Source organism: Butyricicoccus faecihominis (assembly GCF_024462775.1).
Taxonomy (GTDB): Bacteria; Bacillota; Clostridia; order Oscillospirales; family Butyricicoccaceae; genus Agathobaculum; species Agathobaculum faecihominis_A.
Map to the genome: position 1 here is coordinate 36066 of NZ_JANGCE010000004.1, position 25251 is coordinate 61316.

Below are 25251 nucleotides of genomic sequence, written 5' to 3' on the forward strand. Positions count from 1 at the left end.
CACCTCTTTTCTCTATAGCATACCCATTTCGTCAGGCTTCTATTTTATTCCAGCTTTTCGGGATGAATATTCGCTTATAGGTCGCGATCGAGTAGCGGTCCGTCATGCAGGCGATATAATCGCAAACGGCGCGCTCCCGCGGGTCGCCCTCGCGCATCAGGCGCTGGTAATCCTCCGGCAGCTCCTCCGGGTGGGCGTCAAAGTATTCATAGAGCATGCGCAGCATATTTCTGGCGCGCTGCTCCTCGCTCTGCGCCTCGGTGCCCTGATAGACATGGTTAAACATGAACTCGCGCAGCGCCATCATATCGTCATGTACGCGGCTGTCCATGCCGATTTCGCGGTGCTGCTGCCCGTAGGAGATCATCGCGGTCACCATGGTGTCGATACGGCGGCCGTGCGAATCCCCCAAGCTATCAAGTAGCGAGCCCGGGATATCCTCGGCGGCGATTAGCCCGCCGCGCACCGCGTCGTCGATATCGTGGTTGATGTAGGCGATGCGGTCGGCGTAATGGATGATGCGCCCTTCCGGCGTATCCGCTTTTTTCGCGCCGGTGTGGCAAACGATGCCGTCCCGCACCTCATAGGTAAGGTTCAGTTCCTCCAGCCGGTCCACCATGCGCAGGCTCTGTTCGTTATGGTGGAAGCCGAGGGGGCACACCTCGTCCAGCGCGCGCTCGCCCGCGTGGCCGAAGGGCGTATGGCCAAGATCGTGGCCAAGGGCGATCGCCTCGGTCAGATCCTCGTTCAGGCCCAGCGCGCGCGCGACCGTGCGCGCGATCTGCGCCACCTCCAACGTATGCGTCAGCCGGGCGCGGTAGTGGTCGCCTTCGGGCGAAATAAAAACCTGCGTTTTATTCGAGAGCCGGCGAAACGCCTTGGAGTGGATGATCCGGTCCCGGTCGCGCTGAAAGCAGGTGCGGTAGGGGCACTCGGCCATCGGCCGCTGCCGCCCATGCGAGGTGGAGGACGGCGTGGCCCAGTCCGCTAAAATAAGCGCTTCCCGCTCCTGCTGCTGTTCCCTGACGGTCATAGGATTTCCTCCCTTTTGACACAGCGAAAATGTCTTGCATATTGGTTATACCGCGCGCGCGGAGAAAATCCTCTTTTTTCGTAAAGAATATTTTTAGAAAATTTTGCGGCCCATGAACCGGGTCTCGATGGTCTCCGCATAGACCGCACCCGCCGTCGCCTCGGCCAGCGCCTCGTTCAGCGCCGTTTCTCCGCCCGCGGGCACGGTGGCGGTCAGCGTCACATCCGCGCCGAAATCGGTATCCTGCACCGCGCAGTCAAAATCGGGCAGCAGGCGCTGCACCTTGTCAAAAAGCGGATACGGACAGGCGATGAGCACCTCGGCGTAAAGACTCATCCGCTGTACGCCCGCCGCTTCCACGGCCACTTGCGCGCCCTTGGTGTACGCGCGCACCAGTCCGCCCGTGCCAAGCAAAACGCCGCCGAAATACCGCGTTACCACGCAGAGCACGTTTGTCAGCTCCATATGGCGCAGCACGTCCAGAATGGGCATACCCGCCGTGCCCTGCGGTTCGCCGTCGTCCGAGTATCGCATCAGGTTGCCTTCGCGGATCAGGTAGGCCCAGCAGTGGTGGTTGGCGTCCCGGTGCGCCTCGCGCACCTCGCGCAAACGGGCGAGCGCCTCGTCCGCCGTTTCCACCCGCCATAGCCTGCCGATGAATTTTGAGCGTTTTTCCTCAAACCCATCCTCGCCAAACGGAGCGGCGGGTACAAAATAATCTTTTTCCGTCATAAGGGCACCACCGGTCACTCTTCAATTAAATATGCGGCCACGCGGCCGAACGTTTTATCATCCACCACGGCTTCGACCAGCGTGCCGTTTTCGACGTATTCCGTGCGCTCAATCTGCGCCTCGCGGTGCAGCAGGTCGAGCACCGCGCCCTCGCTGTAAGGAACGAGCAGCCGGACCGGATGCTTACCCCGGCCGAGCGCCTGCTCGACCGCCGCCAGCAGCCCGTCCAGTCCCGCGCCCGTTTTAGCCGAAATTTTCACGCCCTCCTTGGGGTCTATAAAGGGCAGCACATCCGGATCGCACCTATCCGCCTTGTTGAAAACAAGGATGCGCGGGATCTCCTTCGCGCCCAGCTGGCCGATGACCTTTTCCACCGTTTCGGCCTGCCCGCGCCAATCCTCGTCGGATACGTCGATGACGTGCAGCAGCAGATCGGCATAGGTCAGCTCCTCAAGCGTTGCCTTGAAGGCCGAGATCAAATGGTGCGGCAGCTTGCGGATAAAGCCCACCGTATCGGACAGCAGGATCTCCTGCGTATCCGAAATGCGCTTTTTGCGCGTTGTCGGATCGAGCGTGTCAAACAGGCGGTCGTTCGCTTCGATACCCGCGCCCGTCAACTGATTGAGCAGCGTGCTTTTGCCCGCGTTTGTGTAGCCGACGATCGCCACCATGGGCAGCTCGGTCTTTTTGCGCTGGCGGCGCTGTACGGCGCGCACCTGACGCACCTGCTCCAGCTCCTCCTTCAGCTTATCGATACGGCGGCGGATATGCCGCCGGTCGCTTTCCAGCTTGCTTTCGCCCGGGCCGCGCGTGCCGATGCCGCCGCCAAGGCGGCTCATCGTTTTGCCGAGACCGGCAAGGCGCGGCAGGATATACTGGTACTGCGCCAGCTCGACCTGCAGCTTGCCCTCGCCCGTGCGGGCGCGTTGGGCGAAAATATCGAGAATCAGCCCCGAGCGGTCGAGCACCGGCAGGCCGGTCTCCTCTTCGAGCACGCGCATCTGCGAGGGGGACAGCTCGTTGTCAAACACGATCAGGTCGGCCCCCTCGGCCTCGGCCAGCTGCCGTACCTCGAGCGCCTTGCCCTCGCCGATAAACGTGCGCGCATCGGGCGCGGGACGGCGCTGCAGCGTCATCGCGGCGGCTTCGCCGCCCGCTGTTTCCACCAGCGCGCGCAGCTCGTCCATCGTGCGCTCGTCCGTGTCCTCCTCCCGGCTAAAGCCGGGGCAGGACAGGCCGACCAGCACCGCCCGTTCTATTTTTTTCTCTTCTTTTCTTTCGTTCATAAAAAAATTCCTCCCTTTCGGGACGCCGCGCGCATAAGGCGCGCATGTTAAAAATCGCAAAGCGACCGCATCTGTTCCGACCGAAACAAAAAACCATCGAAAACAGACGTTTCGATGGTTTCCCGTAATTACTTATCCAGATTGAAACGCTTCTTGAAGCGATCAACACGTCCGCCGGTGTCTACCAGCTTCTGCTTACCCGTGAAGAAGGGGTGGCACTTGGAGCAAACGTCAACGACGATGTTCTCCTTGGTGGAGCCGGTCTCAATGACATTGCCGCAGGCACAGCGGATGGTCGTCTGCTTGTACTCGGGATGGATGCCCTGTTTCATGTTGTTTCACCTCTTTCCACGATAAATATCTCAAAGTCGTAAAATCATGATATCACATATGTTTGCAAAATGCAAGAATTATTTTTGATAAACGAGTTTTTCCTCGCTCCAATCCTGCAATACCGGTATCATGGACGCGGCCAGCTTTTTCGCTCCGGCCAGATCGTGCAGCAGATAATTGCCGCATTCCACGCGGCTCGCGCCCGGGATCTCGCCCTCGTACGCCGCGACAAAGTCCATCGTTTCGCGTACCAGCGCGATCGCGTCGGCCGGCTTAAGATCGCGCACCAGAAAATAAAAGCCGGTCTGGCAGCCCATGGGCCCGCAGTAAATAATGTTTTCCGCAAACCGCGAATTGCGCGCATAGGTTGCGAACAAATGCTCAAACGTATGGCTGGCGGCGGGCGAAAGATACGTGCCCGCGTTCGGATAGACCATGCGGATGTCATAAGTCGTGATATCGCCGTCCACACGGGAAACATACATGCCCGGCGTGAGCTTATCATGGTTTACTTCAAAGCTTGCAATGCGTTTCATGCTACCGTCTCCTTTTCCGTACTGGAAAAATTAAAATATAAATAAGTATTGACTCTCACGCATCGTGATAGTGTACAGTAGAAGTTGTAAAACCGGTTTACAAAGCCCTCCCCATTCTGCTGGAAAGAAGGTATGCCCTTTTTATGATGACGGTCAAACAAGTCTCTTTGCTGACAGGCGTCAGCATCCGCTCGCTGCAATTCTACGACGAAATCGGCTTATTAAAGCCAACGCAAACCACCGCCGCGGGATACCGCCTGTATGACGACGCTGCGCTCGAAAAGCTGCAGCAAATCCTATTTTTCAAAGAACTTGAGTTCACGCTCAAGGAAATCAAAACGATCATGTCAGAACCCGCGTTCGACAAAGCGGCCGCCTTTGCAAAGCAGCGCGAGCTGCTCGAACTCAAACGCGACCGGCTCTCCGCCATGCTGGGGCTGCTTGACAAACTGATCAAAGGAGAAGCTTGTATGGATTTCAAAACGTTTGATATGCGAGAATACTACCGTATCCTAGACGACTTCAAACGCACCCACACCGAGGCCATCACCACGCGGCTCGGCAGTATGGAGCGTTTTGACGAAATGGTGCGGGAGCTGCAGGGCAATGAAAACGAGATCGCCGAAATGGCAGAAAAGCAATTCGGCAGCCTGAGCGGCTACACCAACGCCATGGAAAAAAATCTTGCCGCGTTTTTGGAGAACGGCCCTTCCGTGTCCCCGGCGGACGCGGAAGGCCTCAGCCGCAAAACGGATGAACTGACCCAAAGGCTGACCGCGCTTCAGGACCGCGACGAAAACGCAGCGGAAGTGCGGTCGGCGGTCGGTGAGCTGATTGAATTCGTAAACGCCTGCAACGGCGATATGGAAATGGGCGAAAACTATTGGCCCTTTATGGCGGAGCTCTATCTCTCAAACCCCGCCTTTATCCAAGCGACGGATCAGAAATACGGCGCCGGCGCGTCCCGTTTTATCGGGCGCGCCATCCGGGCGTATCTCGGCGGGTAGGCCCTGTCAGTCGCCGTCGCCGAGCGTGCGCAGCTCGGTACGGTAAATACGGTAAAGCAGCGCGTAGGAGATAAAGAAGGCCGCGATCTCCGCGATCGGGAACGAATACCAAATGGCCGAAAGACCTTTCCACTGTCCCAGCAGCCAAGCCACGGGCAGAATGATGACGAGCTGGCGGCAGACCGAAACGATCAAACTGGCCATGCCCCGGCCAACCGCCTGAAAGATAGTCGAGTTGATGATACCGAACGCCGCGCCAAGGAAGGATAGGCTGATGATCTTCAGCGCGGGCACGCCCACCGCCAGCATTTCCTGCGCGGCAGCCGCGTCGTTCTTGTCCACAAACATCATCAGCATGTTTTCGGAAAACAGCTGGAACACGATCAGACCCAGCACCATGATGGCGACCGCCCCGCCGAGCGTAATTTTATACGCGCTGCCCAGCCGCTTTTTGTTGCGCGCGCCGTAGTTGTAGCCCATGACGGGCAGCGCGCCCTGATTGAGGCCGAACACCGGCATAAACACAAAGGTTTGCAGCTTAAAGTACACGCCGAGCACGTTGACGGCGGTTTGCGAAAAACCGATGAGGATGCCGTTCAGGCCCGCCGTCATCACGGAAACGACGCTTTGCATGACGATGCCGGGCAGGCCGACGCGGTAAATATCCTGCACGGTGCGCGCGCGCCACTTGAACTCGCGCATTTTTACCTGCAAGATTTTCTGGTGCACAAACACACCCCACAGGCCGATCACCATGCCTGCGATCTGGCCAACGACGGTCGCGATCGCCGCGCCCTGCACGCCCAGACGCGGGAACGGGCCGATGCCGAAGATCAGCAGCGGGTCGAGGATGATGTTGATGATCGCGCCGGTCAGGCCCTGCACCATCGGGATCATCATGTTGCCCGTGGACTGCTGGATCTTTTCACACATCATGGAGATCAGCACGAATACGCTGAGGCCCACCGCGATATGCGAATACTGCACCGCCTGCGTGTATACCTCCTCCGAGGCTTTGAACGCGCCGAGGAACGGCCCGGCCAGCACGAAGCCGATGATGATGAACGCCGCGCCGCCGATCACCGATAGCGCGATGCCGTGCTCCGCGGCGGAGTTCGCGTGCAGCTGGCGCTTTTCGCCGAGCCGTCTGGCGATCAGCGAGTTGACGCCCACGCCGGTGCCGACGCCCAGCGCGATCACCAGCGTTTGCAGCGGAAATACCAGCGAGACCGCGGCCAGCGCACTCTGCGAATACTGGGCCACAAAGATACTGTCCACGATGTTGTACAGCGCGTTGATCAGCATCGAGATCATCGCGGGCAGCGCCATTGAAAAAATCAGCGGACCCATACGGGCGGTGCCCATCTTATTGGTTTGTTCCAAACAAAAACCCTCCTGTCAAAATGCGGCTGCGGCGGAATTCTCCGCCGCAGCCGTCAAGCTTTTCTCATACGTATAGTGTAAGGCATAATCCTACGCTTTTCAAGGGGTTTTTTACATTTTCCCTGAAAGTTCGTCAAAAGAACGCTCGACGAACCAGTCGCTCGCCGCGCGGAGCAGGCGCTCCCCTTCGGCGTAGGCCGGTTCGGCCATGCCGCACACGCGAAAGCCCGCTTTCTTCGCGGTCTGCCCCGCATAGGGCGCATCCTCGAATACGACGCAGCAAGCGGGGCGCAGCCCCAGCCGGTCCGCCGCCGCAAGATAAATATCCGGCTCGCGTTTGGATACGCCCACATCCTCGATCGTGAGCATGAACTCAAAATATTGCAAAAGTCCCCGGTCGCGCAGCGCCTTTTCCGCGTGGTGACGCGCGGTCAGCGTCGCGATCGCCAGCTTTACGCCGCGCGCCCGCAGCCCTTCAAGAAAGGGGCGTACGCCGTCCTTGGGCCGCGCAAGCTGCTCGTACCGCGCGGTGATCAGCTGATCCAGCCCGGCAATCAGCGTTTCCGCGGTCAGCGGCAGAAAGGGATAGGTATCGATAAAGTACTGCGCGCCTTGCAGCTGGGTCGTGCCCTCGATCGCTTCGTAATCCGCCTTGGTCACGTCAACGCCGTACTGTCCCAAAAAACGCTGGCTGAGCTGATCCCAAACCGGCATGGAATCCAAAAGGGTGCCGTCCATATCAAAAATCGCACCCTGTATTTCGGTCATTCTTCACTTCCCCCTTCTTTTGATAATTAGTAGTTAGTAATTAGTAATTTGGTGACGAACGGTCAGTAGCTGACACTGAAGCCGACTCGTCCTTATTCTAATACAGCGAGCATACGCGAGCTTCCTCAACTCCTAATTCCTAATTATTTGTCACTTCGTTTTCCGGTCGATAAACTGCGGCCGCATTTTGGAGTAGATGATCTTCTGTTCGCTGTACAGGCCGTAATAGCCGGACAGCATGTAGGCGATCGCGATCACGTACGCATACATCGGCAGGCCCGAGCCGCCGAACAGCTCATAGGCCAAAAACATCGAGGTCAGCGGCGAGTTGGTCACCCCGCAGAACACCGCCACCATGCCGAGCGCCGCGCCGAACGAGGGGGTAAGGCCCAGCAGCCCGCCCGCCACGCAGCCGAACGTCGCGCCCATGAAGAACACGGGCACAATCTCGCCGCCCTTGTAGCCCACGCCGATGGTCACAGCGGTAAACAGCAGCTTCCAGAAGAACGCGAGCGGCGAAGCCTGCCCTAAGAGCGCCCGCTCGATCACCTGCATGCCCGCGCCGTTGTAATCGTGCGTCTGCAAAAGAAGCGTCAGCGCGATCACGATCACGCCGCCCAGCGCGATACACAGGTACCGGTTCGGGCACGCCCGCTTTAACAGTCCGCCGATGCGGTGGAACAGAATACAGACCAGCGCCGCGAACACCGCGCACAAAACGCCCAGCACGGTAAGCCGCACCAGCACGGCAACGCCCACTGCGTCGCCCGAAGGCACGCCCATGATGGCGTATTCCTTCGCGAACACGCCAAGGCGGGCGGCCACCAATCTGGCGATCATGGCGGAAAGCACGCACGGAAACAGCGCGGCGTAGTACATCACGCCCACGCTGATGACCTCCATTGCGAAAACGACGGCCGCGAGCGGCGTGCCGAACAGCGCGGTAAAGCCCGCCGCCATGCCGCACATGGTAATCGTGCGGGCGTCCCGGTCGTCCAGTCGCATCCAGTGGCCGATATTGCCCGAAATAGAGCCGCCCAGCTGCAGCGCCGCGCCCTCGCGCCCCGCCGAACCGCCGCACAGGTGCGTGAGCACCGTGCCCACGACGATCAGCGGCGCCATACGCAGCCGCACCGGGTGGTTTTCCCGCACAGAGGTCAAAATAAAATTGGTGCCGCGCTCGAGCGGCAGATCGGCCTTTTCATACAAAAAAGCGATTATGATGCCGATGACCGGCAGCAGATACAGCAGCGCCCAATGGTGATCCCTCGTTTCGCCCGCCCAGTCGAGCGCATGGTGGAACCCCGCGCCCGCCGCGCCGACGGTCACGCCGATGATCGCCCCGAACACACACCATCGCAAAAAAATAAGCCCGTTTTTCGCCTGCCGTTTGAAATACTCCCTCGGCGTCTCCATGATTATCCCCCATTTCGGCCAAAATTGCCCCGCGGCCAAGGCTGCGGGGCAAAAAAGTGTTTTATTTGGAAGTGGAAGCAGTTTCCTTCGGCACCACGTCGTGCGCGCCGCCCTCGACGATCGAGGTGGCGGAAACGAGCGTGATCTTGGCCTTCTTCTGAAAATCCGCAATGTTCAGCGCGCCGCAGTTGCACATGGTGGAACGCACCTTGTTGAGCGTCAGCGTCACGTTGTCCTTCAAAGAACCTGCGTACGGCACGTAGGAATCGACGCCCTCCTCGAAGGAAAGCTTTTTATCGCCGCCCATATCGTAGCGCTGCCAGTTGCGCGCACGGGAAGAGCCCTCGCCCCAGTATTCCTTCATATAGCTGCCGTTTACATTGACCTTGTTGGTCGGCGATTCGTCGAATCGGGAGAAATAGCGGCCCAGCATCAGGAAATCCGCGCCCATGGCGAGCGCCATGGTGCAGTGGTAATCGTGCACGATACCGCCGTCCGAGCAAACGGGAATATAAATGCCGGTCTCAAGGAAGTACTCGTCGCGCGCGGCGGCTACCTCGATCAATGCGGTGGCCTGTCCGCGGCCAATGCCCTTTTGCTCGCGCGTGATGCAGATCGAACCGCCGCCGATACCGACCTTGATGAAATCCGCCCCGGCTTCGGCCAAAAAGCGGAAGCCCTCGCGGTCCACCACGTTGCCCGCGCCGATCTTGACGCTTTCGCCGTAGTTCTCGCGGACCCAAGCGATCGTGCGGCTCTGCCATTCGGAAAAGCCCTCGGAGGAGTCGATGCAGAGCACATCGGCCCCGGCTTCGACCAGCGCCGGCACGCGCTCGGTAAAATCGCGGGTGTTGACGCCCGCGCCGACCACGTAACGCTTTTGCGCGTCGAGCAGCTCAAGGGAGTTGGCCTTGTGGCTGTCGTAATCCTTGCGGAAAACCATATAGACAAGGCGCTGGTTTTCATCGACCAGCGGCAGCGCGTTAAGCTTGTGATCCCAGATGATGTCGTTGGCCGTTTTCAGGCTGGTGTCCGCCGGGGCGGTGATCAGCTTTTCAAACGGAGTCATGAACTCGGTGACCGGCACGTTTTTCTCCATGCGGGAAACGCGGTAATCGCGGCTGGTGATGATGCCGAGCAGCTTGCCGGTGGCCGTGCCGTCCTCGGTCACGGCCACGGTGGAGTGTCCGGTGCGCTCCTTGAGCGCCAAAACGTCCGCCAAGGTCTGGTTCGGCATAACGTTGGAATCGGATACGATAAAGCCCGCCTTGTAGCTCTTGACGCGGGCGACCATGGCGGCCTCGCTCTCGATGGACTGCGAGCCGTAAATGAAGGAAATGCCGCCTTCCTGCGCCAAGGCGATGGCCATACGGTCGTCCGAGACCGCCTGCATGATGGCTGAGACCAGCGGGATGTTGGCGTACAGGGCGGATTCGCCGCCCTTTTTAAACTTGACGATCGGCGTGCGCAGGCTCACGTTCGCGGGGATACATTCCGCGGAGGAATAGCCGGGCACGAGCAGATATTCGCTGAAGGTGCGCGATGGTTCCTTGAAGTAAAAAGCCATGGATACTGCTCCTTTTCTCTTTCCTGTCTTAAAGTTATTATTGGTATTTATTATATCCTTTTCCCCGCGCAAAGTAAAGCATGCTTGTGACGGTTTTTGCGGCCTTTTGTCACTTACCGCTTATGCAATCGGCATAAAGCTATACTTCACACTGCGCGCCCGTATGCAGGAAATACAAAAGCTTTTGATACGCGGGCTTGCCGAATATCTCATTTACCGCGAGCGCGTAGGCCTCCATCTGAGGGCGGTAGCGCGCGGCGCGGGCGGCAACGCCGTCCGCCGCGACCCGGTCGGTCTTAAAATCGAGAAGGACAAAGCCCGCGTCCGTTTCGATCAAACAGTCGATGACGCCTTGCAGCAGCACGCGCTCGTCCGGGGCCGCCTTGGCTTCCGGCCAATACAGTGCCGCCGGCACAAGAATGGAAAATTTGAATTCCCGCCGCACCCGGCCCTTCCGCATGGTCTCGCGGAAAAGGGGGCTTTCAAAAAAGCGGGCTATTTTTGCGGCGTCCACCGCGTCCGCCTGCGCGGGCGACAGAATGGCGCGCTCGCGCAGGCGCTGCCGCTCCCGCTCGATTCCGCCCGGCGTTTGCGCGGTTTCAAAATCACAAAACTGTAAAAACAGGTGGTGGGCCGTGCCGATCTCCGCCGGGGAAAGCTTTACCTGCCCCGCCTCAAACAGCGGCACGCGCAGCTGTTTTTCGCGCCGGGGCGCGGGCGTTTGCTCGGCCGCCTCCGCCGCCCGGTACCCCCGGCCAATGCCGGTCGCGGTCAGCTTGCTGGGCAGGTCGCTCAAAAACGCCTGCGGATAGGGCTTTGCTGGCGGCACTTGAAGCGTTTCCCCCGCCCCGTCCGCAAAGCGCAAAACCTCCGCTTCGGCGGGCGGCGCAAGCTCGCCCGCCGGGATCACGCGCACGGTGAAAACATCCGGCGCGCCCGGCGCTTCGGGCACGGTTAGTCCGTACTGCTCGCGCAATTCGCGCGTGCACGGGTGGCGCAGCAGCGGCGTCATCAGCCAAGCGAGCGGCGCGCGCACCGCGCCCATCGCGTATTGCGGCAAGCGGGGCAGCGCGGCGAGCAGCGCCCACTTTTGCAGGTTTGCTGAGAGCGTGCCGCTCGCGCAGGTGACGATCAGCTTTTCCTTGGCCCGCGTCATGGCGACGTACAAAACGCGCAGCTCCTCGGATACCATCTCGCGCCGCTGCGCGGCGGCGACCGCCGCGCGCTCGGCCGTGTCGTATTGCACGCCGCGCGCCGTATCGCGGCACTTGCAGCCAAAGCCCAGTTCGCTGTGCACCAGCACCGCCTGCCGCAGGTCGCTTTCGTTAAAGCGCTTGGCGCAGTCCGCGAGCAAAACGATGGGAAATTCCAAGCCCTTGGATTTATGGATGGACATGATGCGCACCACGCCGCCCGAAGCGGCGGCGTCCACCCGCTGGTAATCCTCGCCGGTCTCCAGCATACCGCGCAGGCGGCGCACAAAGGCGAACAGCCCGCGGCTGCCCGCAGCCTCGAACGCGCGCGCCCGCTCGAAAAAGGCGTATAGGTTCTGCCGCCGCTGCACGCCGTTCGGCTGGGCGGCCACAAAACCCAGCGCGCCGGTATCCTGATACAGCCGCCAGATCAGGCGGCACACAGGCGCGTCGCACGCATAGTCGCGCCACGCGGCAAGGCGCGCGAGAAAGGAAGCGCACGCCGCATCGTCCGCCGCCGCGCGCCGCACCGCGTCGTAAAAGCTGGCCGATCGATCGAGCAGCCGGATATCGGCCAAATGCTGCTCGGTAAAGCCCATAAGAGGCGAGCGCATCACGCCGATCAGCTCCACATCCTGCCGGGGATTGTCAATCACCGAAAGGAGCGATACCATGAGCGACACCTCGCTCGTTTCCAAAAGCCCGCCGCGCTCCTCCGCCGAGGCCGCGACGCCGTACGCCTCCAGCGCGTCGACATAGACGCGCGCCTTGGTCCGGGGCGAGCGCAGCAAAATCACCACATCGCCCGGCGAAGCGGGCCGGAGGGCTCCGGTCTCCTTATCCAGCACGGGAAAGCCCTCGTCCAGCAGCGCGCGGATACGGCGGGCGGCCAAACGCGCCTCCAGCGCGGTCTTATCCTCCGCGTCGTCGTCCTCGCCCGCGGCGGCGGCGTCCGCGAGCAGCACCTCGGTCTTATAGCGCGCCGCGCCCGGTTCCGGAAAGGCCGCGCCGAGATACAGCGCTTCGCGCGCCGTATAGGTAAGACCGCCCACCGTGTCGCCCATCACAGCTTCAAAGATAAAATTGCAGGCGTCCAATACGGAGGCGCGGGAGCGAAAGTTTTGCCCCAGCACAACGCGGCGCGGCGCGCCGTCCGCCGCCTCGCCCGCGTCTGAAAACGCGCGGTATTTAGCCAGAAAGATCGAAGGGTCGGCCAGTCGGAAGCCATATATGCTCTGCTTGACGTCGCCCACCATGAACAGGTTGCGTCCCTCCTGCGACAGCGCGCCGAAGATCGCGTCCTGCACGGCGTTGGTATCCTGATATTCATCCACCAGTATTTCCGCGTAGCGCTCGCGCAGCGAAAGGGCCAGCGCGCTCGGCGCGCCGTCCTTCAATAGCAGGCGCACCGCGAAATGCTCCAGATCGTTGAAATCCGCGGCGTTCCGCTGCCGCTTGGCGGCGGCGAACGCTTCGTCAAAGGCGTTCACCGTGTCGATCAGCGCGTTCATCGCCGGGGCAATCAGGCTGCGGTCGTACACCGCGTCGTTCGTACCCACGGCGAGCCATTTGCCTGAAATCGTCTTGGCCGCGGTTTTCCACTCCTCGCGCAGCGCCTTGATATGCTCCAAAAACGCTTTGTCCTCAAAGCCGCGCGCGGCTTTCAGCCGGTCGAAGGATATCTCCTGCGCGGCGGATACCGCCGCGTCCCAATCCCCGGAATCGATCGCCGCGAGCAGGCTTTCGGCCCCGCGCAGGTCGCTTGTCAGCGCGGGCAAATACGCGTCCTGTAGCTGGTCTATGCCAGCCAGCTCCTCCACCGCCTGCCGCAAAAACGCCGCGCCGTGCGCCGCCGCCTCGCGCGACTGGGTGAGCAGCACGCGCGCGTGCGGGGTGTTCATGTCGCCCGCGTACAGGCCGCGCCGCACGGCTTCCAAAAACGCGCGCGGGTCGGGGTGCGCCTGTATTTTTTCATGGGTGGCGAGCACGGTCTCGGCAAGCCGCGCGTCGTCCCGCCCGGCGGAGAGCAGGTCGGACAGGGCGAAAAAGCCCGCGTCCTCGCGCTCATACGCGGCTTCCAGCACGGTTTCGAGCACCTCGGCGCGCAGCAGCTTGCCTTCCTGCTCGTCCAGCACGCGAAAATCCGGCGCGATACCAAGCTCCGCCGCCTGCTCGCGCGCCAGCCGCTGGCACAGCGCGTGCACGGTCGTGATCTGCGCGCGGTGCGTCAAAAACAGTTGGCGGCGCAGCCGCGTGTCGGACGGGCGCCCCGCCGCCGCTTGGGCGATCGCGGCGGCGATGCGCTCTCGCATCTCGGCCGCGGCGGCCGAGGTAAAGGTCATTAGCAGCAGCCGGTCGATATCCACGGGGTCACGCTCATCGGTCAGGCGGCGCAGCACCCGTTCGACCAGCACGGCGGTCTTGCCGGAGCCCGCCGCCGCCGATACCAGCAGCGCGCCGCCCCGGTCCTCGATCGCGCGGCGTTGGTCACTTGTCCACTGCGGCATTCGGCGTTCCCCCAATCTCGTCCCAAAATTCCTCGTTCGTCAAATGGCGCAGCAGGCGCGCGCGGTCGCCCGCGCTCTCATCGAACCGGCAGGCCGCGCGGTAATCGCACCAATCGCAATAGCTCGATACCTTGTCCTTTTTGCGCGGATCGGCACCTATGCTGCCCGCGCGCAGCTCGCGCCCCATTTCCAGCAGCTTTTGCCGCGTGTAGCGCGCCAGTCTGCCGAACTTCGCCAGATCGGCCACAGCCGAACGGGCGGTGAGCGTCGGCTCGTCCTCGCCCTTTTTCACCTTGACGGAAACGGGCAAAAAACGTCCGTCGCCCGAAAGGCCGCGCTCCATCGCGTCCAGCAGCTCCATATCGTCGGATACCAGACCGGAACGGCGCAGCGCCTTGTCGCGCATGTCGCGCAGCGTTTCTTCATCCACATCCCGGGCGGCTTCGGGCAGCTCGTCCCTGACAGGTACGTACAGAATGCCCGCGGGCACGATCTCGTTTAGCTCGGCCGCCAGCCGTTCGCGGTAGCGGTCCAGACCCTCCTGCTGCAAGGCGTACAGATAGATGATCATCTGCATGTTCAGGCCGTACCACACGTCGGACAGCGAAAACGACTTTTTGCCGCTTTTATAGTCCATCACGCGCAGATACAGGCGGCCGTCCTTTACATAGCCGTCCACCCGGTCGACCTTGCCGGAAAGCGCGACCTCCACGCCCGCGTCCTCGCACGAGATGGGCGGCAGATCGCCGGAGCGCGAAAAGTCCACCTCGTAATCAATGGGCGCGAAGTCGGAAACGCGCAATTCCTCCAGCACATTATCCAAAATTTCCTCTGCGGTTTTGGTCAGCCTGCGGAAGAGATAGCGAAAGCGCGCGGTCTGCCCTTCCAGTCCGCCCAGCTCGTCCCGCACATAAGCGCGCACCGCCTCGCGGCAGGCGCGCTTTGCCTGCTCGGCCGTGGCCGCCGCCGCGCCGCCCGGCTTTTCGCCCAGCGCGGTGAGCGCGTGTTCCAGCACATAATGAAGAAAGGTGCCGGTCTGCATCGCGTCGAATTTCGCCACGCGGCGCTTTTTCGCTTTCAAACCGTACTGCATGAAAAACGCGAACCGGCAGGAATAGAACGTATCCACGCGCGACGCGGTCAGGTTCAGCTGCTTGCCGTACAGCCCGTCGATCGTGTGCCGGTTTTCGAGCGGGCCGCGCGCAAGCCGCTGGCTTTTCGCGGCGAGCACCCGTTCCTCTCCCCGGTAGGCTTCAAAGGCCGCGCGCGCGGCGGGCGTATGGTCGCCCGCGAGATAGGCGCAGGCCAGCTCGATCGCCGGGCCTTCGGCCTCCAGCCGGTCGGCGCTGCCGTGAAAATCCTTCATCGGCACGCCCGGCAGCAGGCTGCGCACCGCGCCGATGAAGTAAGAGGGCCGCGCCTCCTTGCCCGCCGCGTCCGCCGCGTGCCAACAAAGGGTTAGGCTCTCCGTTGGGCAGGCCAGCGCGCGGTAAAGCGTTTCCTGCTCCATCAGCAGCCGTTCCGCCCCGTAGCTTTTCAGTTCCACGCCGAGGGCGTCCAGCTTTTCCCGGTCAAAATCCGTCAACAGTCCCGCGCCCGCGCCGGTGCGCGGAATCAGCCCGTCGTTCACGCCAAGCAGGATCACATGCTTGGCGTTTTCGCCGCAGGCGCGGTCGATATCGCCGCAGGTCACCCGGTCGAGCGATACCGGGATGGTGCCCACCTCGTACTCGCCCAGCACCAGCCGAAACAAGGCGGAGAACCGCTCGGCCGTAAGCGGTATCTCTCCGCATACCCAAGCAAATTGCTCCATCGCGGAAACCAGAATGTCCCATAGCTGGCGGTATTCATCGGCCAGCTGCGGCCGCCCAGCCTCCTCGTGCGCTTCGGCGCGCTGCGAAAGGCGCTCGGGCGCGCGCACCGCGCACAAAAAGGCGTAGAGCGCGCGCACGCAATCCACCGCCGCGTTTTCGCCCGCAAGGGACGCGCGCAGCGCCGCAAACGGCGCGATCGCTTTTTCCCGCAGCGCGTTCAGTTCGGCCAAACGCGCGGAGGCGGCCTCGTCCATGGGCAGGCCGTAGCCGTCCGGATGCGCTTCCCACGGGCGCTCCCACGCGCCGCCGCGCAGGCCCCAAGTGAGCGCATAGTTTTCCAGCTTGTCGATCTCGTCCCAAGAAAGCGCGGTCAGGCCGGTCTTGAAGCAGCCGAACAGCTCTTCATAGTGGTAATGCGTGCGCACCGCCTCAAGCGCGAGGGCAACCAGCGCGATCGGCGGGCGGGAAAGCAGATCGGGCTTTTCGGCCAAAAAGCAGGGCACGCCGTACCGCTCCATCGCCATGGCGAGCGGAGCCTCGTACCCCGCCATATCGCGCGCGGCCACCACAAAATCACGGTACCGAAGTCCCTCCTCCCGCACGCGGCGGCGGATGAGCGCGGCCGCGTGCTCGCATTCCTCAAACACGGTCTCGGCGGCATAGATGCAAACGCCCTGCCCCTCTGCCGGACGCGGTGTGCGCAGCGGCAGCAGACCTTCCGCTTCCAGCGCCGCCAAATCGGCCGGGCGGGGTATTTTACTTTCGCCCAAGTCTATTTTTTCGGCTTCCTTGCCATGCCGCGCCGCCATGCGCGAAAGGGCCTTTACCGTGCGGCAGCCGGTCACGAACACATCGGGGTAGCGCAAATCACCCGTCACCGCCACGGTGAGCGGCACGCCGCAGGCAAGCATCGTGTCCAGCACCTGTGTTTCCTGCGGGGTGAAGCTCAAAAAGCCATCCAGATAGACGGCAGCGCCGTCCAGCACGCCCGACGCCGCGAGGCCGTCCCGCAGCAGGGTCAGCCGGTCGCGCGGATCGGGCAGCGACTCGTCGCAAAGCCGGTCGTAGGCGGTGAGCAGCACCGCCAGATCGGATAGCTTGGCCGCAAGCGCCGTGTCCTCCGCCTCGCCCGAAGCTTCAAAAAGCGACTGCGGCGGCACGGCGCAGGTCTTGCACTCATCGATCAGCGCCAGCGCCTCGCGCAGCAGCTCAGGCTTATCCGCAAGGCCGGGCCACGCTTGGATGCTGGTTTGCACGGTAAGCGCGGCGCGCTGCAGGGTGAGCAGCCGCCCCGCGTCCGTCAGCGCCTGCTGCGCCAAGCCGCCCACGGCGGCCAGCACCCGGTCGGTCAGCCGCGAAAAGGTGAGCACTTCGGCGGTGCGCGCGCCATGGTTATTCGTGAATTTCGCGAGCCTCCGTTCGTATATGTGGGAATTCAGCTCAGGCACCAGAAGAATCTGCCGCCCCTCGCCCCGCTCGCAGCATCCGGCGATCTCGCGGAGCAGAAACGTGCTTTTCCCGCTGCCCGCCCGGCCGGTCAGGATACGCATGCCGCCGCCTCCTTTCAAAAACATGATATTTCTTTATATGGTAGCACGGAACAGAAAAAGAAGCAAGGTATAGTGTTTTCCACTATACCTTGCCTCACAGCGTATCAAAGAACTCCCTCGCGCCGCAGCGCGCATAAAATAGAATTTTGCCGTTTGCGGCAAAATTCATAAAAACCGGGAGCATGTATCTCGGTTTTTATACAAACCGACTTCAAGTGTGCCTGTAAGGCGCGCGCAGAAGTCGGAATTCTCGATCGAAATGGGGCTATGTTTCGATCGACAGACTGTCAAAACTTGTTTTTTGACAGTCTGAGAGGCAAGGTATAGTGTTTTCCACTATCCCTTGCTTCAGGCTGTCCCCTATAAGTACCGTGATTCGTATTCCTCTATGGGGATCGGCTTGCTGAACAGATATCCCTGCACCAGCTCCACGCCGCAAGCGCGCAAAGCGCCCAGCTGTTCCTCTTGCTCAATGCCTTCGGCCACCAGTTGGATCCCCATCTTCTTGCAGCTATCCACGATCGATGTGATCATGGCCTGCGTTTTGGCGTTGCTCGCCACATCCTGCACCATGCTTTTATCCAGCTTTAGCACGTCGAATTCCACCGCCGTCAGCAACGCCAAGTTGGCGTAATCGGTGCCAAAATCGTCTATCGTGACCGCAAAGCCCTTCCTTCGCAGCTCCGTGACCAGACGGCTGATGTCGATCCCATCCACTTCCCGCACGCTTTCCGTGATCTCGATCTCCAAGTAAGTGGGCGAAATACCGTATTTCCGGCATATCTCGACCAACCGCTCGACAAAGTGCGGCTGAATCAGCGAGTAGCGGGAAAAGTTGATGGCAACCGGAAAACCGCTTTTGCCTTCCTTAAACCAAGAATCGATCTTGGAGCAGACCAGCTCGAAAACGTAAAAATCGATCTGGCTGATCGTCTTCGCTTCTTCCAAAAGCGGGAGAAAATTGCCCGGCAAAACCAACGCGCCGTCGCTGGACTGGTAACGGATCAGCGCCTCCGCGCCCACCGCCGTGCGGTCGGAGGACGATACCTTGGGCTGCAAGTAAACCACAAAACGTTCCCGGTTTATTTCTTCCCGCAGGATGTTCGGATCGGCCAGCTGCAGCACGTCGTCGCTGTGATAACGATAGCGGTTTGCCGCTTTGTTTTTTCTGTAAAACTCTTTTTTGTCTTCATACATTTTGGCGTCCGCATCGGCCACGATCTGGTTGGGATTTTGGAAGCTTTCCGCCCAATGGGTGCCGATGGCCGCTTTACAGCGGGCATCAAACGCAAAGCTTTGTTTAAGCTGCGCCACCTTTTCTTCAAACCGATCCTCGGGTATATTCAGGCAGATGACGACAAATTCATCGCCGCCCACCCGGTAACAATCCGATTGCCGGAACACCGCCTTTATTTTACCGGCCGCCTCGATCAGCAGCTGGTCGCCGCTGGCGTGCCCCTGCTTGTCATTTACCGCCTTCAACCCGTTTACGTCGAGATAGACGATGCCGACAGACACGTTTTCATCCGCCAACGAATCCAGATCTTTGATAAACCGGTTGCGGTTATAAAACGAAGTCAGAGTATCGTAAAAGCTCAAATGCGAAAGCTGCTGTTCATTTTCCGCGCGGCGAAACGCCAGCATCATGAAGTAGCAGAGCGTTTGCAGCAGCGACGCAATATTCCACAGCTTATCCTTCGGCGGATTATCCACGCCCAGACAGCCGGTAAGCTTGCCGTCGCGTTCCAGCGGCGCCACAACAAGGCTATTGATGCCCTGCACCGCAAGCGTTTGGTATTCCTCCGGATCGCTTACGCGGTAATCCTCCACATCCTCGATCACGACGCATTCCTGCTTTTCAAACGTCGGGATCCAGCGCCCGAAGGCGGACATCGGCACAGCCTGCAGGTTTTCCTTTTGCGGTGCAACGCCGGGCGCGCACCATTCATAATCATTAGAACTCGAACCGCTGTGGAAACTGAAAATATAGGCGCGCTCCGCCCCTAAAAAAGTAGTGACCTGTTCCAGCATCCGGTGGATATCGTTATCCAGATCGCGCCCTTGGTAAAGAATCCGGATGCATTCCATCACCATATTTTCCGTGTCCAGCGCGTATTTCAGCTTTTGCTTCTCTTGCTCCACCTGCGTCATATCAAAGGCGATTTCCAGACGGGCCATGCGTCCATCCCATTCGACCAGCCGGTCCTTGAGCATATAATGGCGCTTGGTCAGCGGGTTGGTGGTTTCCCAGCTATAATTTTCTCCCGGCTTCAGCTTGGAGTTCGTGCAGTACGGACACGGGCTGTCCCTGCCCTGCAGCGCCTGATAGCACATCTGGCCGTTCACCTCGTCCAGATGGAACGTTTTTTTGCCCGCCTCGTTGACAAACAGCAACTCGTAGGTTTCAATATCCGACACGTAGATGAGTTCGGATATTTCATTGATGGGCGCCTGCAGCGCCTTGGTCATCTGCGTCAGATGCTCGCTTCTCTTTTCGTTTTCATTCTGCGCTTTTTCAAGCGCCTTTTCCCGTTTATTTTGCACCGAGCTGAGCCAGATCAGAAATACCGCCACGACCATAAAGACAGCAGCCAAGATTAAAAAGCAGATCTTGACGATGCGCGCGTTGCGCGCCGAATACGCCTCCGCCTCGGATACCGTACGGTCCGCAAGGTCGAAATACTGTTCGCTCAGCTCGAACAGCCGCCGGTCGTCCGCGCCCTGCCGCACATGTAGAATCTCGGTTTTCAGCTCCGCCCATTCGCCTTCCATTTCGAGCATCAGCTGCTGGAACGCCGCGTCATTGAGCCGGATCAGCCCAAGCTCGCCTTCACCGGTTTTCAGTTCCTCTATGATGGCGTCCAGACGCCGCATCAGCGCGTCGTTGTTCATGCCCTGCATTTCCTGCTTGATCAGCCTTTGCGTCGCGCCGCGCACCACGCCCGCGTAATTGATGACGCGGGCGTTGCCTTGCAGCCTTTCAATGAATACAATGGACAGCAAGCCCACCGCAGCCAAAGCGATTGATAAAACAATGGCAATTAGTTTCTTTCGCCATGCATTGCCGCCCGTCATGCCGCTCCCCCCATGTATCCTAAATCTGTTTATAGCAAAAAACCGCCTGTCACATAGCGCGAAACAGGCCGGTAAAGATGCGTTAAAATACGATAAGCGGGAACAATATCCCCGCCAATTTGTATACCATTTTAGTATGCAAATGGATGCCATCCTAAAAACTGATACCGTTTTCAAGACTCAGTATAGCACAGGAAACAAGCTTTTGCAAACATTGATTATGCCCCCGGAAACACGGCGCGCGCCGCAGGCTAAAACCTGCGGCGCGCCAGTTCTTCCGCCTTATTGCGCGGCGGAGCCTTCCATCGTTTGCTTGACGATGCTTTCCATCATATCCGCGGAAAGAGATTGCACAATATAGCCGAAAACATTGCCGTCCTTATCGATCATAAAGGTGGTCGGAAACGCGCTGACCGCGTAATCGGCGAACACATCGCCCGTTGTATCCATCACGACCGGATAGGAATAACCGTTATCCGTCAAAAACTGCGTCACCTCGGCCTCGCTCACATCCTGATTGTACGGATGTTCGTCGGTTTTTGGATTGGCTACGCCCAGCACCACCAAATCCTCCGCGTTTTTTCCGTAGCTTTCATAAAGCGCCTGAATATCCGGCATTTCGCGGCGGCACGGCGGGCACCAAGTGGCCCAAAAGTTGAGGAACACGGTCTTGCCCTTGTAATCCGATAGCGTATGCGTTTCGCCGAACTGATCGGTCAGCGTAAAATCGGGCGCTACGATAACGTCCTTATCCTCCGGCTGCGCGGCTGCGCCGTCCTGCGTTTCGCTCTCGTCCGGAGCGGGCTCGGCCGGCTCCGGCTCCTTGGGCTCGTTCGTTGTTGTTTGATCTTGCTGTCCCGCCAGCGAGCCCACGTTCGACAAGTAGCTGGTCACGCCGTTCATGAAGCCGGTGAGCGTCATCACGCCCATCAGGATGAGCAGCGCGCCGCCTACCTTGACGGTGTAGCGCACCACCTGACCGTGCTTTTTGAAAAAGTCCAGCACCGCGCCGGTGAACAGGCCGACCGCGATAAACGGCAGCACAAAGCCCAGCGTATACACGCCGATGAGCAGAAAGCCCATGGCGGAGGTGCCCGCGGAGGACGCCATCAGCAGCACGCTACCCAGCGCGGGGCCGACGCACGGCGTCCATGCAAAGCTGAACGTAAAGCCCAAAACAAAGGCCACGGCGGGGTTCATGGCGAACCGGTCGAGCCGGAACGGCAGCCGCCGCTCGCGCTCGATCGCGTTCGCGTGGCCAAACACGCCGAACTGGTACAGGCCGAACAGCACCATGATGATGCCGCTGATGCGCGCGAACCACGCGCGGTTACTGCTGAAAAACCGGCCCAGCGCCGTGAAGCCGAAGCCCAGCAAAAAGAAGGTGAAACTGACGCCGAGCACGAAAAACAGCGTATTAAGCAGCACCCGGCGGCGCGGGTAATGCACGGTACCGTCCTCGTCCACAGTTTTTGCGCCGCCCGCGAGGTAGCCGACATAAAGCGGCACCAGCGGCAGCACACAGGGCGAGAAAAAGCTTAAAATGCCCTGCAAGAATACGGTCAGCGCCGGCACGCCGGCGGATACGGTAAAGCCCATAGGGTTAACTCCTTATTCCATCGTTTCGGGTGGAAAGCGGTGCGCTGCTGCTCAGGAAAGAGCGGCAAACAGGTCGTTCAGCGCCTCACTCATCGTCGGGTGGGTGTAGATCGCGTCGCGCAGCACGGTGTACGGCAGCTTTGCGTCCATTGCCAGCTTAATCAGGTTGATCATCTCATGCGATTCCGCGCAAAACAGATGCGCGCCGAGAATCAGGCCGGTGTCCGCGTCCACGATCGCCTTTAAAAAGCCGGTGGGCTGACGCAGCACCTGCGCCTTCGGGATCGCGGCGGCGGGCAGACGGGCGACCTTGATCGCATGGCCCTGCTTTTTCGCTTCGTCCTCGGTCATGCCGACGCGGGACAGCGGCGGATCGAGGAACACGCTGTAAGGAACCGCGCCGCGGTTCTCCGTGGTGCGCGTTCCGTCGCCCATGAGCTGGGATTTGACGATGCGGGAATCATCCAGCGAAATATAGGTGAACTGCAAGCCGCCTACCACGTCGCCCATGGCCCAAATGTTGTCCGCCGTGGTGCGTAACGTTTCATCCACCTGCACCGCGCCGCGCGGGGTAAGCTGCACGCCCGCCGCTTCCAGATTCAGACCGCCCACGTTAGGCCGACGGCCGGTCGCGATCAGCACGGCTTCCGCCGGGTATTCGTCCGGCGCGCCGTCGCGCAAAACCGTGACGACGGCGTGACCCGTTTCATCCCGCACGCCCGCTACCTTAACGCCGCGCAGCACCTTGGCGCCGCGCGCTTCCAGACTTTCCAGTACCTTGGCGGCTACCTCGGCGTCCTCGCGCGGAATAAACGTCTCGCCGTCCTGCGCGATGGTCACTTCGGAGCCAAAGTTCAGGTAGTAGGAAGCAAACTCAAGGCCGATGTAGCCGCCGCCGACGATAAACAGGCGGCGGGGCAATTCTTCCAGCTCCATCATGGCTTCGCTCACACGGGCGAAGCGGCTTTCGACTAGCCCTTCGATCGGCGGCACGAACGGACGCGCGCCGGTGTTGATCAATACCTTATCCGCGTTTAGCCGCTCTTCGCCGCCATCCGCAAGCTTTACCGAAATCGTGTGCGCGTCGACGAACGAAGCCGTGCCGACGATGACGGACACGCCCGCGCCAGCCGCCTTATCATAGTTCTTTTGGCGCAGCATGGCGGTCAATCTGCGCTTTTCCTCGATCGCGGCGCGGTAACGGGCCGCCTTGGCCGCAAAATCGCCGCCCTGCGCCGCGCTTAGGCGCGCCGCGTGCTCGAGCGACTTAGTCGGGATGCAGGCCACGTTGATGCAGGTGCCGCCGAACATTTGATCGCTCTGCTCCACAAGGGCCACCTTTTGTCCCGCTCCGGCGAGCGCGCCCGCCATCGTCTTGCCGCCCTTGCCAAAACCGATCACTACGGTATCAAACTGTTTCATGCAAAATCGCTCCTCACTTGTTGTCCGCGCCGGAAACCGGCTTTATGAATATCTTTTCGTCCAAATCCGCGATCGTGATCTGCCCCAGCCGCTCCATGCAGCGCGTGTTCAGATCGTCGAACACATCCGCCATCAGATCGCCCATACCGCTCGCGATCAGGCACTCGAGCTCCTTGTCGCCGCTTTTCCACGCGGTATCGACAAACCGGATATCGAGCGCCTCGGCCAGCGCCGCGAGCGTTACGCCCGCCGGGTCGCGCTCAAAACGGTACCCGCCGGAAGAGCCCTCCCGGGTTTCCAAAAAGCCGCTCTTTTTCAGCTTTGCCATCACCTTGCGCACGCGCGCCGGGTTGGTGCAGATGTTTTGCGCCAGCTCCTCGCTGGATAAAACACACGCCTTATGATTCAAATAGACCAGCGCGTGCACCGCCACGCAAAAATCACTCGTCATATCGTTCCCCCCAATTATTCTTCACTGACCGTATCGTACGGCCAATCGGCGATCCCGCCGAAATCGTAAACGTTTTGATACCCCAGCTCGACCAGCTTGTCGGAGGCCTGCTTGCTCCGCACGCCCGTGCGGCAATGCACCAGCAGCACCGCGTCCTTATCCGGCAGGGCCTCGGGCGCTTCGTCTCCGATCGACTCATTCGGTACAAGGATGGAATCCGGTATGTGTTCGGCGTTATACTCCTCCTCGGTGCGTACGTCGACAATGGTCACGCCGCCCTCGTCGATCATCTTTTTGGCTTGCTCCGCGTCGATCTTGTGGTACGCTTCGCTCGCTCCGGGTTTCGTTTGATCCGCCGTGGCGGTATCCTGCTGCGCCGGTGCGCCGCAAGCGGCGAGCAACAGCAGTGTCAGCGCAGCTACGCCGCTGAAAAGTCGTTTCATGGGGTCATCTCCTTAACTGTAATTTTCTCTGTTACATTTCGTACTGTAACTATAACATATACAGATAAGACTGTCAAGCGTTTGGTGAAAATTTTTACCTTTACATTGACGCTGCGCCGAACCGCGCTTATAATGAAGCTTATATAAACCCGAAACGGAGGCTGCTATTATGAACGGAACGGTTTACGCCTTATATTTTAGTCCGACGCATACCTCCCGCGCGGTTTCGCGCCGCGCGGCCCAATCTCTGGCGGAAGCGCTGAACCTGCCCTTTGAAGAGATCGATCTGACGCCGCCAGCCGCGCGCGGCAAGGCTTATCCCTTTTCCGCGGCGGATATCGTCGTGTTCGGTTTCCCGGTATACGGCGGCCGAATCCCCGCGCTTTTGGAGGATACGCTCTCGCTGATCGAGGGAAACGGCGCGGCCGCCGTGCCAGTGGCGGTATACGGCAACCGCGCGGTGGAGGACGCCCTCGCCGAGGCGGCGGACTGGCTCGAAGCGCGGCAGATGACGGTAATCGCGGCGGGCTCGTTCATTGGAGAGCATTCGTATACCGCCAAGGTGGGACACGCCCGGCCCGATGAAAGCGACCTTTCGCAGGCCGCCGCCTTTGGCGCGGCGATCGCGGAAAAGCTGGGGCGCGGCGACCGGTCTCCCGTGGCGGTGCCCGGCAACCGGCCCTATAAGGATCGCGCGCCCGCATCCCCCGGCGCGCCGGTCACGGCGGATACCTGCACCAAATGCGGCCTATGCGTCACCGGCTGCCCAATGGGCGTGATTGATAAGGACGATCCCGCGAAAATCGCGCCGGGCTGCATTAAGTGCTGCGCCTGCGTCAAGGTATGTCCGCTCGGCGCGAAGTCCTTTAAAGACGCGCGCGTGACCGCCATCACCAAAATGCTGGAACTGACCTGTAAAAAGCCCAAGGCTCCCGCATGGTTCGTCTAACCCCTTACATAGCCAAAAAGCAGATGGAAGAGAAACTTGTTCTCTTCCATCTGCTCAACTTGTCAAAGACCCCCTCGCGCCGCAGCGCGTAATAAAATTGAAAATTGAAGCTTTGCTTCAATTTGACCAAAAACCGGGAGCATGTATCTCGGTTTTTGAACAAACCGGCGGCGAAGTGTGCCCAAAG

The 25251-nt window shown here is 60.3% G+C and carries 18 protein-coding genes; 2 read left to right on the plus strand and 16 right to left on the minus strand.

Annotated elements, in window-relative coordinates:
• Positions 1 to 31: 31 nt before the first annotated feature.
• From NE562_RS03820 to NE562_RS03840, 5 genes are all read right to left on the minus strand, one after another.
• On the minus strand, positions 32 to 1033 hold the full coding sequence (locus NE562_RS03820; protein ID WP_280961077.1) for a deoxyguanosinetriphosphate triphosphohydrolase: 1002 nt from the start codon (positions 1031 to 1033) through the stop codon (positions 32 to 34).
• Between the two features lie 93 nt (positions 1034 to 1126).
• Positions 1127 to 1765 (minus strand): YigZ family protein, encoded by a 639-nt coding sequence (locus NE562_RS03825; protein ID WP_280961078.1) that lies wholly within the window; start codon positions 1763 to 1765, stop codon positions 1127 to 1129.
• Positions 1766 to 1779: 14 nt separating this feature from the next.
• Entirely contained in the window at positions 1780 to 3051 is a 1272-nt protein-coding gene (hflX, locus tag NE562_RS03830) for a GTPase HflX (RefSeq protein WP_280961079.1), read from the minus strand.
• Between the two features lie 128 nt (positions 3052 to 3179).
• Positions 3180 to 3383, minus strand: a complete 204-nt coding sequence (rpmE, locus tag NE562_RS03835) for a 50S ribosomal protein L31 (protein WP_031475830.1) — start codon at positions 3381 to 3383, stop codon at positions 3180 to 3182.
• 78 nt (positions 3384 to 3461) lie between these two features.
• A complete protein-coding gene (locus NE562_RS03840; RefSeq protein ID WP_280961080.1) occupies positions 3462 to 3920 on the minus strand; it encodes an S-ribosylhomocysteine lyase in 459 nt (152 codons plus the stop codon).
• Between the two features lie 143 nt (positions 3921 to 4063).
• On the opposite strand from NE562_RS03840, the gene NE562_RS03845 reads away from it, so the two are divergent.
• The gene (locus NE562_RS03845; RefSeq protein WP_280961081.1) at positions 4064 to 4927 is read left to right on the plus strand and encodes a MerR family transcriptional regulator; all 864 of its coding nucleotides are present in this window, start codon (positions 4064 to 4066) and stop codon (positions 4925 to 4927) included.
• A gap of 6 nt (positions 4928 to 4933) precedes the next feature.
• Here NE562_RS03845 and NE562_RS03850 read toward each other — a convergent pair whose 3' ends face one another.
• From NE562_RS03850 to NE562_RS03900, 11 genes are all read right to left on the minus strand, one after another.
• The gene (locus NE562_RS03850) at positions 4934 to 6310 is read right to left on the minus strand and encodes an MATE family efflux transporter (RefSeq protein WP_280961082.1); all 1377 of its coding nucleotides are present in this window, start codon (positions 6308 to 6310) and stop codon (positions 4934 to 4936) included.
• 111 nt (positions 6311 to 6421) lie between these two features.
• Positions 6422 to 7078, minus strand: a complete 657-nt coding sequence (locus tag NE562_RS03855) for an HAD family hydrolase (protein ID WP_280961083.1) — start codon at positions 7076 to 7078, stop codon at positions 6422 to 6424.
• 150 nt (positions 7079 to 7228) lie between these two features.
• The gene (locus tag NE562_RS03860; protein WP_280961084.1) at positions 7229 to 8494 is read right to left on the minus strand and encodes a chloride channel protein; all 1266 of its coding nucleotides are present in this window, start codon (positions 8492 to 8494) and stop codon (positions 7229 to 7231) included.
• A gap of 61 nt (positions 8495 to 8555) precedes the next feature.
• Positions 8556 to 10061, minus strand: coding sequence for an IMP dehydrogenase (locus NE562_RS03865; RefSeq protein ID WP_280961085.1), 1506 nt, complete (start codon positions 10059 to 10061; stop codon positions 8556 to 8558).
• 139 nt (positions 10062 to 10200) lie between these two features.
• Positions 10201 to 13761 carry a helicase-exonuclease AddAB subunit AddA gene (addA, locus tag NE562_RS03870; protein ID WP_280961086.1) on the minus strand — a complete coding sequence of 1187 codons (3561 nt, stop codon included), beginning with the start codon at positions 13759 to 13761 and terminating at the stop codon, positions 10201 to 10203.
• Positions 13742 to 17125 carry a PD-(D/E)XK nuclease family protein gene (locus NE562_RS03875; RefSeq protein ID WP_280961087.1) on the minus strand — a complete coding sequence of 1128 codons (3384 nt, stop codon included), beginning with the start codon at positions 17123 to 17125 and terminating at the stop codon, positions 13742 to 13744. Before NE562_RS03875 ends, addA begins: the two co-directional genes overlap by 20 nt.
• Positions 17126 to 17485: 360 nt before the next feature.
• A complete protein-coding gene (locus tag NE562_RS03880) occupies positions 17486 to 20200 on the minus strand; it encodes an EAL domain-containing protein (RefSeq protein WP_280961088.1) in 2715 nt (904 codons plus the stop codon).
• Positions 20201 to 20482: 282 nt separating this feature from the next.
• The gene (locus NE562_RS03885; RefSeq protein ID WP_280961089.1) at positions 20483 to 21799 is read right to left on the minus strand and encodes a cytochrome c biogenesis protein/redoxin; all 1317 of its coding nucleotides are present in this window, start codon (positions 21797 to 21799) and stop codon (positions 20483 to 20485) included.
• A 51-nt stretch (positions 21800 to 21850) separates the two neighbouring features.
• On the minus strand, positions 21851 to 23221 hold the full coding sequence (locus NE562_RS03890; protein ID WP_280961090.1) for an FAD-dependent oxidoreductase: 1371 nt from the start codon (positions 23219 to 23221) through the stop codon (positions 21851 to 21853).
• Positions 23222 to 23234: 13 nt separating this feature from the next.
• Entirely contained in the window at positions 23235 to 23672 is a 438-nt protein-coding gene (locus NE562_RS03895; protein ID WP_280961091.1) for an RrF2 family transcriptional regulator, read from the minus strand.
• Positions 23673 to 23686: 14 nt separating this feature from the next.
• Positions 23687 to 24115 (minus strand): rhodanese-like domain-containing protein, encoded by a 429-nt coding sequence (locus tag NE562_RS03900; protein ID WP_280961092.1) that lies wholly within the window; start codon positions 24113 to 24115, stop codon positions 23687 to 23689.
• 169 nt (positions 24116 to 24284) lie between these two features.
• Between NE562_RS03900 and NE562_RS03905 the strand changes: the two genes are divergently transcribed.
• Positions 24285 to 25064, plus strand: a complete 780-nt coding sequence (locus tag NE562_RS03905; protein ID WP_280961093.1) for a 4Fe-4S dicluster domain-containing protein — start codon at positions 24285 to 24287, stop codon at positions 25062 to 25064.
• Positions 25065 to 25251 lie beyond the last annotated feature (187 nt).

Coding starts and splice junctions, on each gene's coding strand:
- NE562_RS03820 (WP_280961077.1), bottom strand. CDS start 1,033: ATGACCGTCAGGGAACAGCAGCAGGAGCGGGAAGCGCTTATTTTAGCG.
- NE562_RS03825 (WP_280961078.1), bottom strand. CDS start 1,765: ATGACGGAAAAAGATTATTTTGTACCCGCCGCTCCGTTTGGCGAGGAT.
- hflX (WP_280961079.1), bottom strand. CDS start 3,051: ATGAACGAAAGAAAAGAAGAGAAAAAAATAGAACGGGCGGTGCTGGTC.
- rpmE (WP_031475830.1), bottom strand. CDS start 3,383: ATGAAACAGGGCATCCATCCCGAGTACAAGCAGACGACCATCCGCTGT.
- NE562_RS03840 (WP_280961080.1), bottom strand. CDS start 3,920: ATGAAACGCATTGCAAGCTTTGAAGTAAACCATGATAAGCTCACGCCG.
- NE562_RS03845 (WP_280961081.1), top strand. CDS start 4,064: ATGATGACGGTCAAACAAGTCTCTTTGCTGACAGGCGTCAGCATCCGC.
- NE562_RS03855 (WP_280961083.1), bottom strand. CDS start 7,078: ATGACCGAAATACAGGGTGCGATTTTTGATATGGACGGCACCCTTTTG.
- NE562_RS03860 (WP_280961084.1), bottom strand. CDS start 8,494: ATGGAGACGCCGAGGGAGTATTTCAAACGGCAGGCGAAAAACGGGCTT.
- NE562_RS03865 (WP_280961085.1), bottom strand. CDS start 10,061: ATGGCTTTTTACTTCAAGGAACCATCGCGCACCTTCAGCGAATATCTG.
- addA (WP_280961086.1), bottom strand. CDS start 13,761: ATGCCGCAGTGGACAAGTGACCAACGCCGCGCGATCGAGGACCGGGGC.
- NE562_RS03875 (WP_280961087.1), bottom strand. CDS start 17,125: ATGCGTATCCTGACCGGCCGGGCGGGCAGCGGGAAAAGCACGTTTCTG.
- NE562_RS03880 (WP_280961088.1), bottom strand. CDS start 20,200: ATGACGGGCGGCAATGCATGGCGAAAGAAACTAATTGCCATTGTTTTA.
- NE562_RS03885 (WP_280961089.1), bottom strand. CDS start 21,799: ATGGGCTTTACCGTATCCGCCGGCGTGCCGGCGCTGACCGTATTCTTG.
- NE562_RS03890 (WP_280961090.1), bottom strand. CDS start 23,221: ATGAAACAGTTTGATACCGTAGTGATCGGTTTTGGCAAGGGCGGCAAG.
- NE562_RS03895 (WP_280961091.1), bottom strand. CDS start 23,672: ATGACGAGTGATTTTTGCGTGGCGGTGCACGCGCTGGTCTATTTGAAT.
- NE562_RS03900 (WP_280961092.1), bottom strand. CDS start 24,115: ATGAAACGACTTTTCAGCGGCGTAGCTGCGCTGACACTGCTGTTGCTC.
- NE562_RS03905 (WP_280961093.1), top strand. CDS start 24,285: ATGAACGGAACGGTTTACGCCTTATATTTTAGTCCGACGCATACCTCC.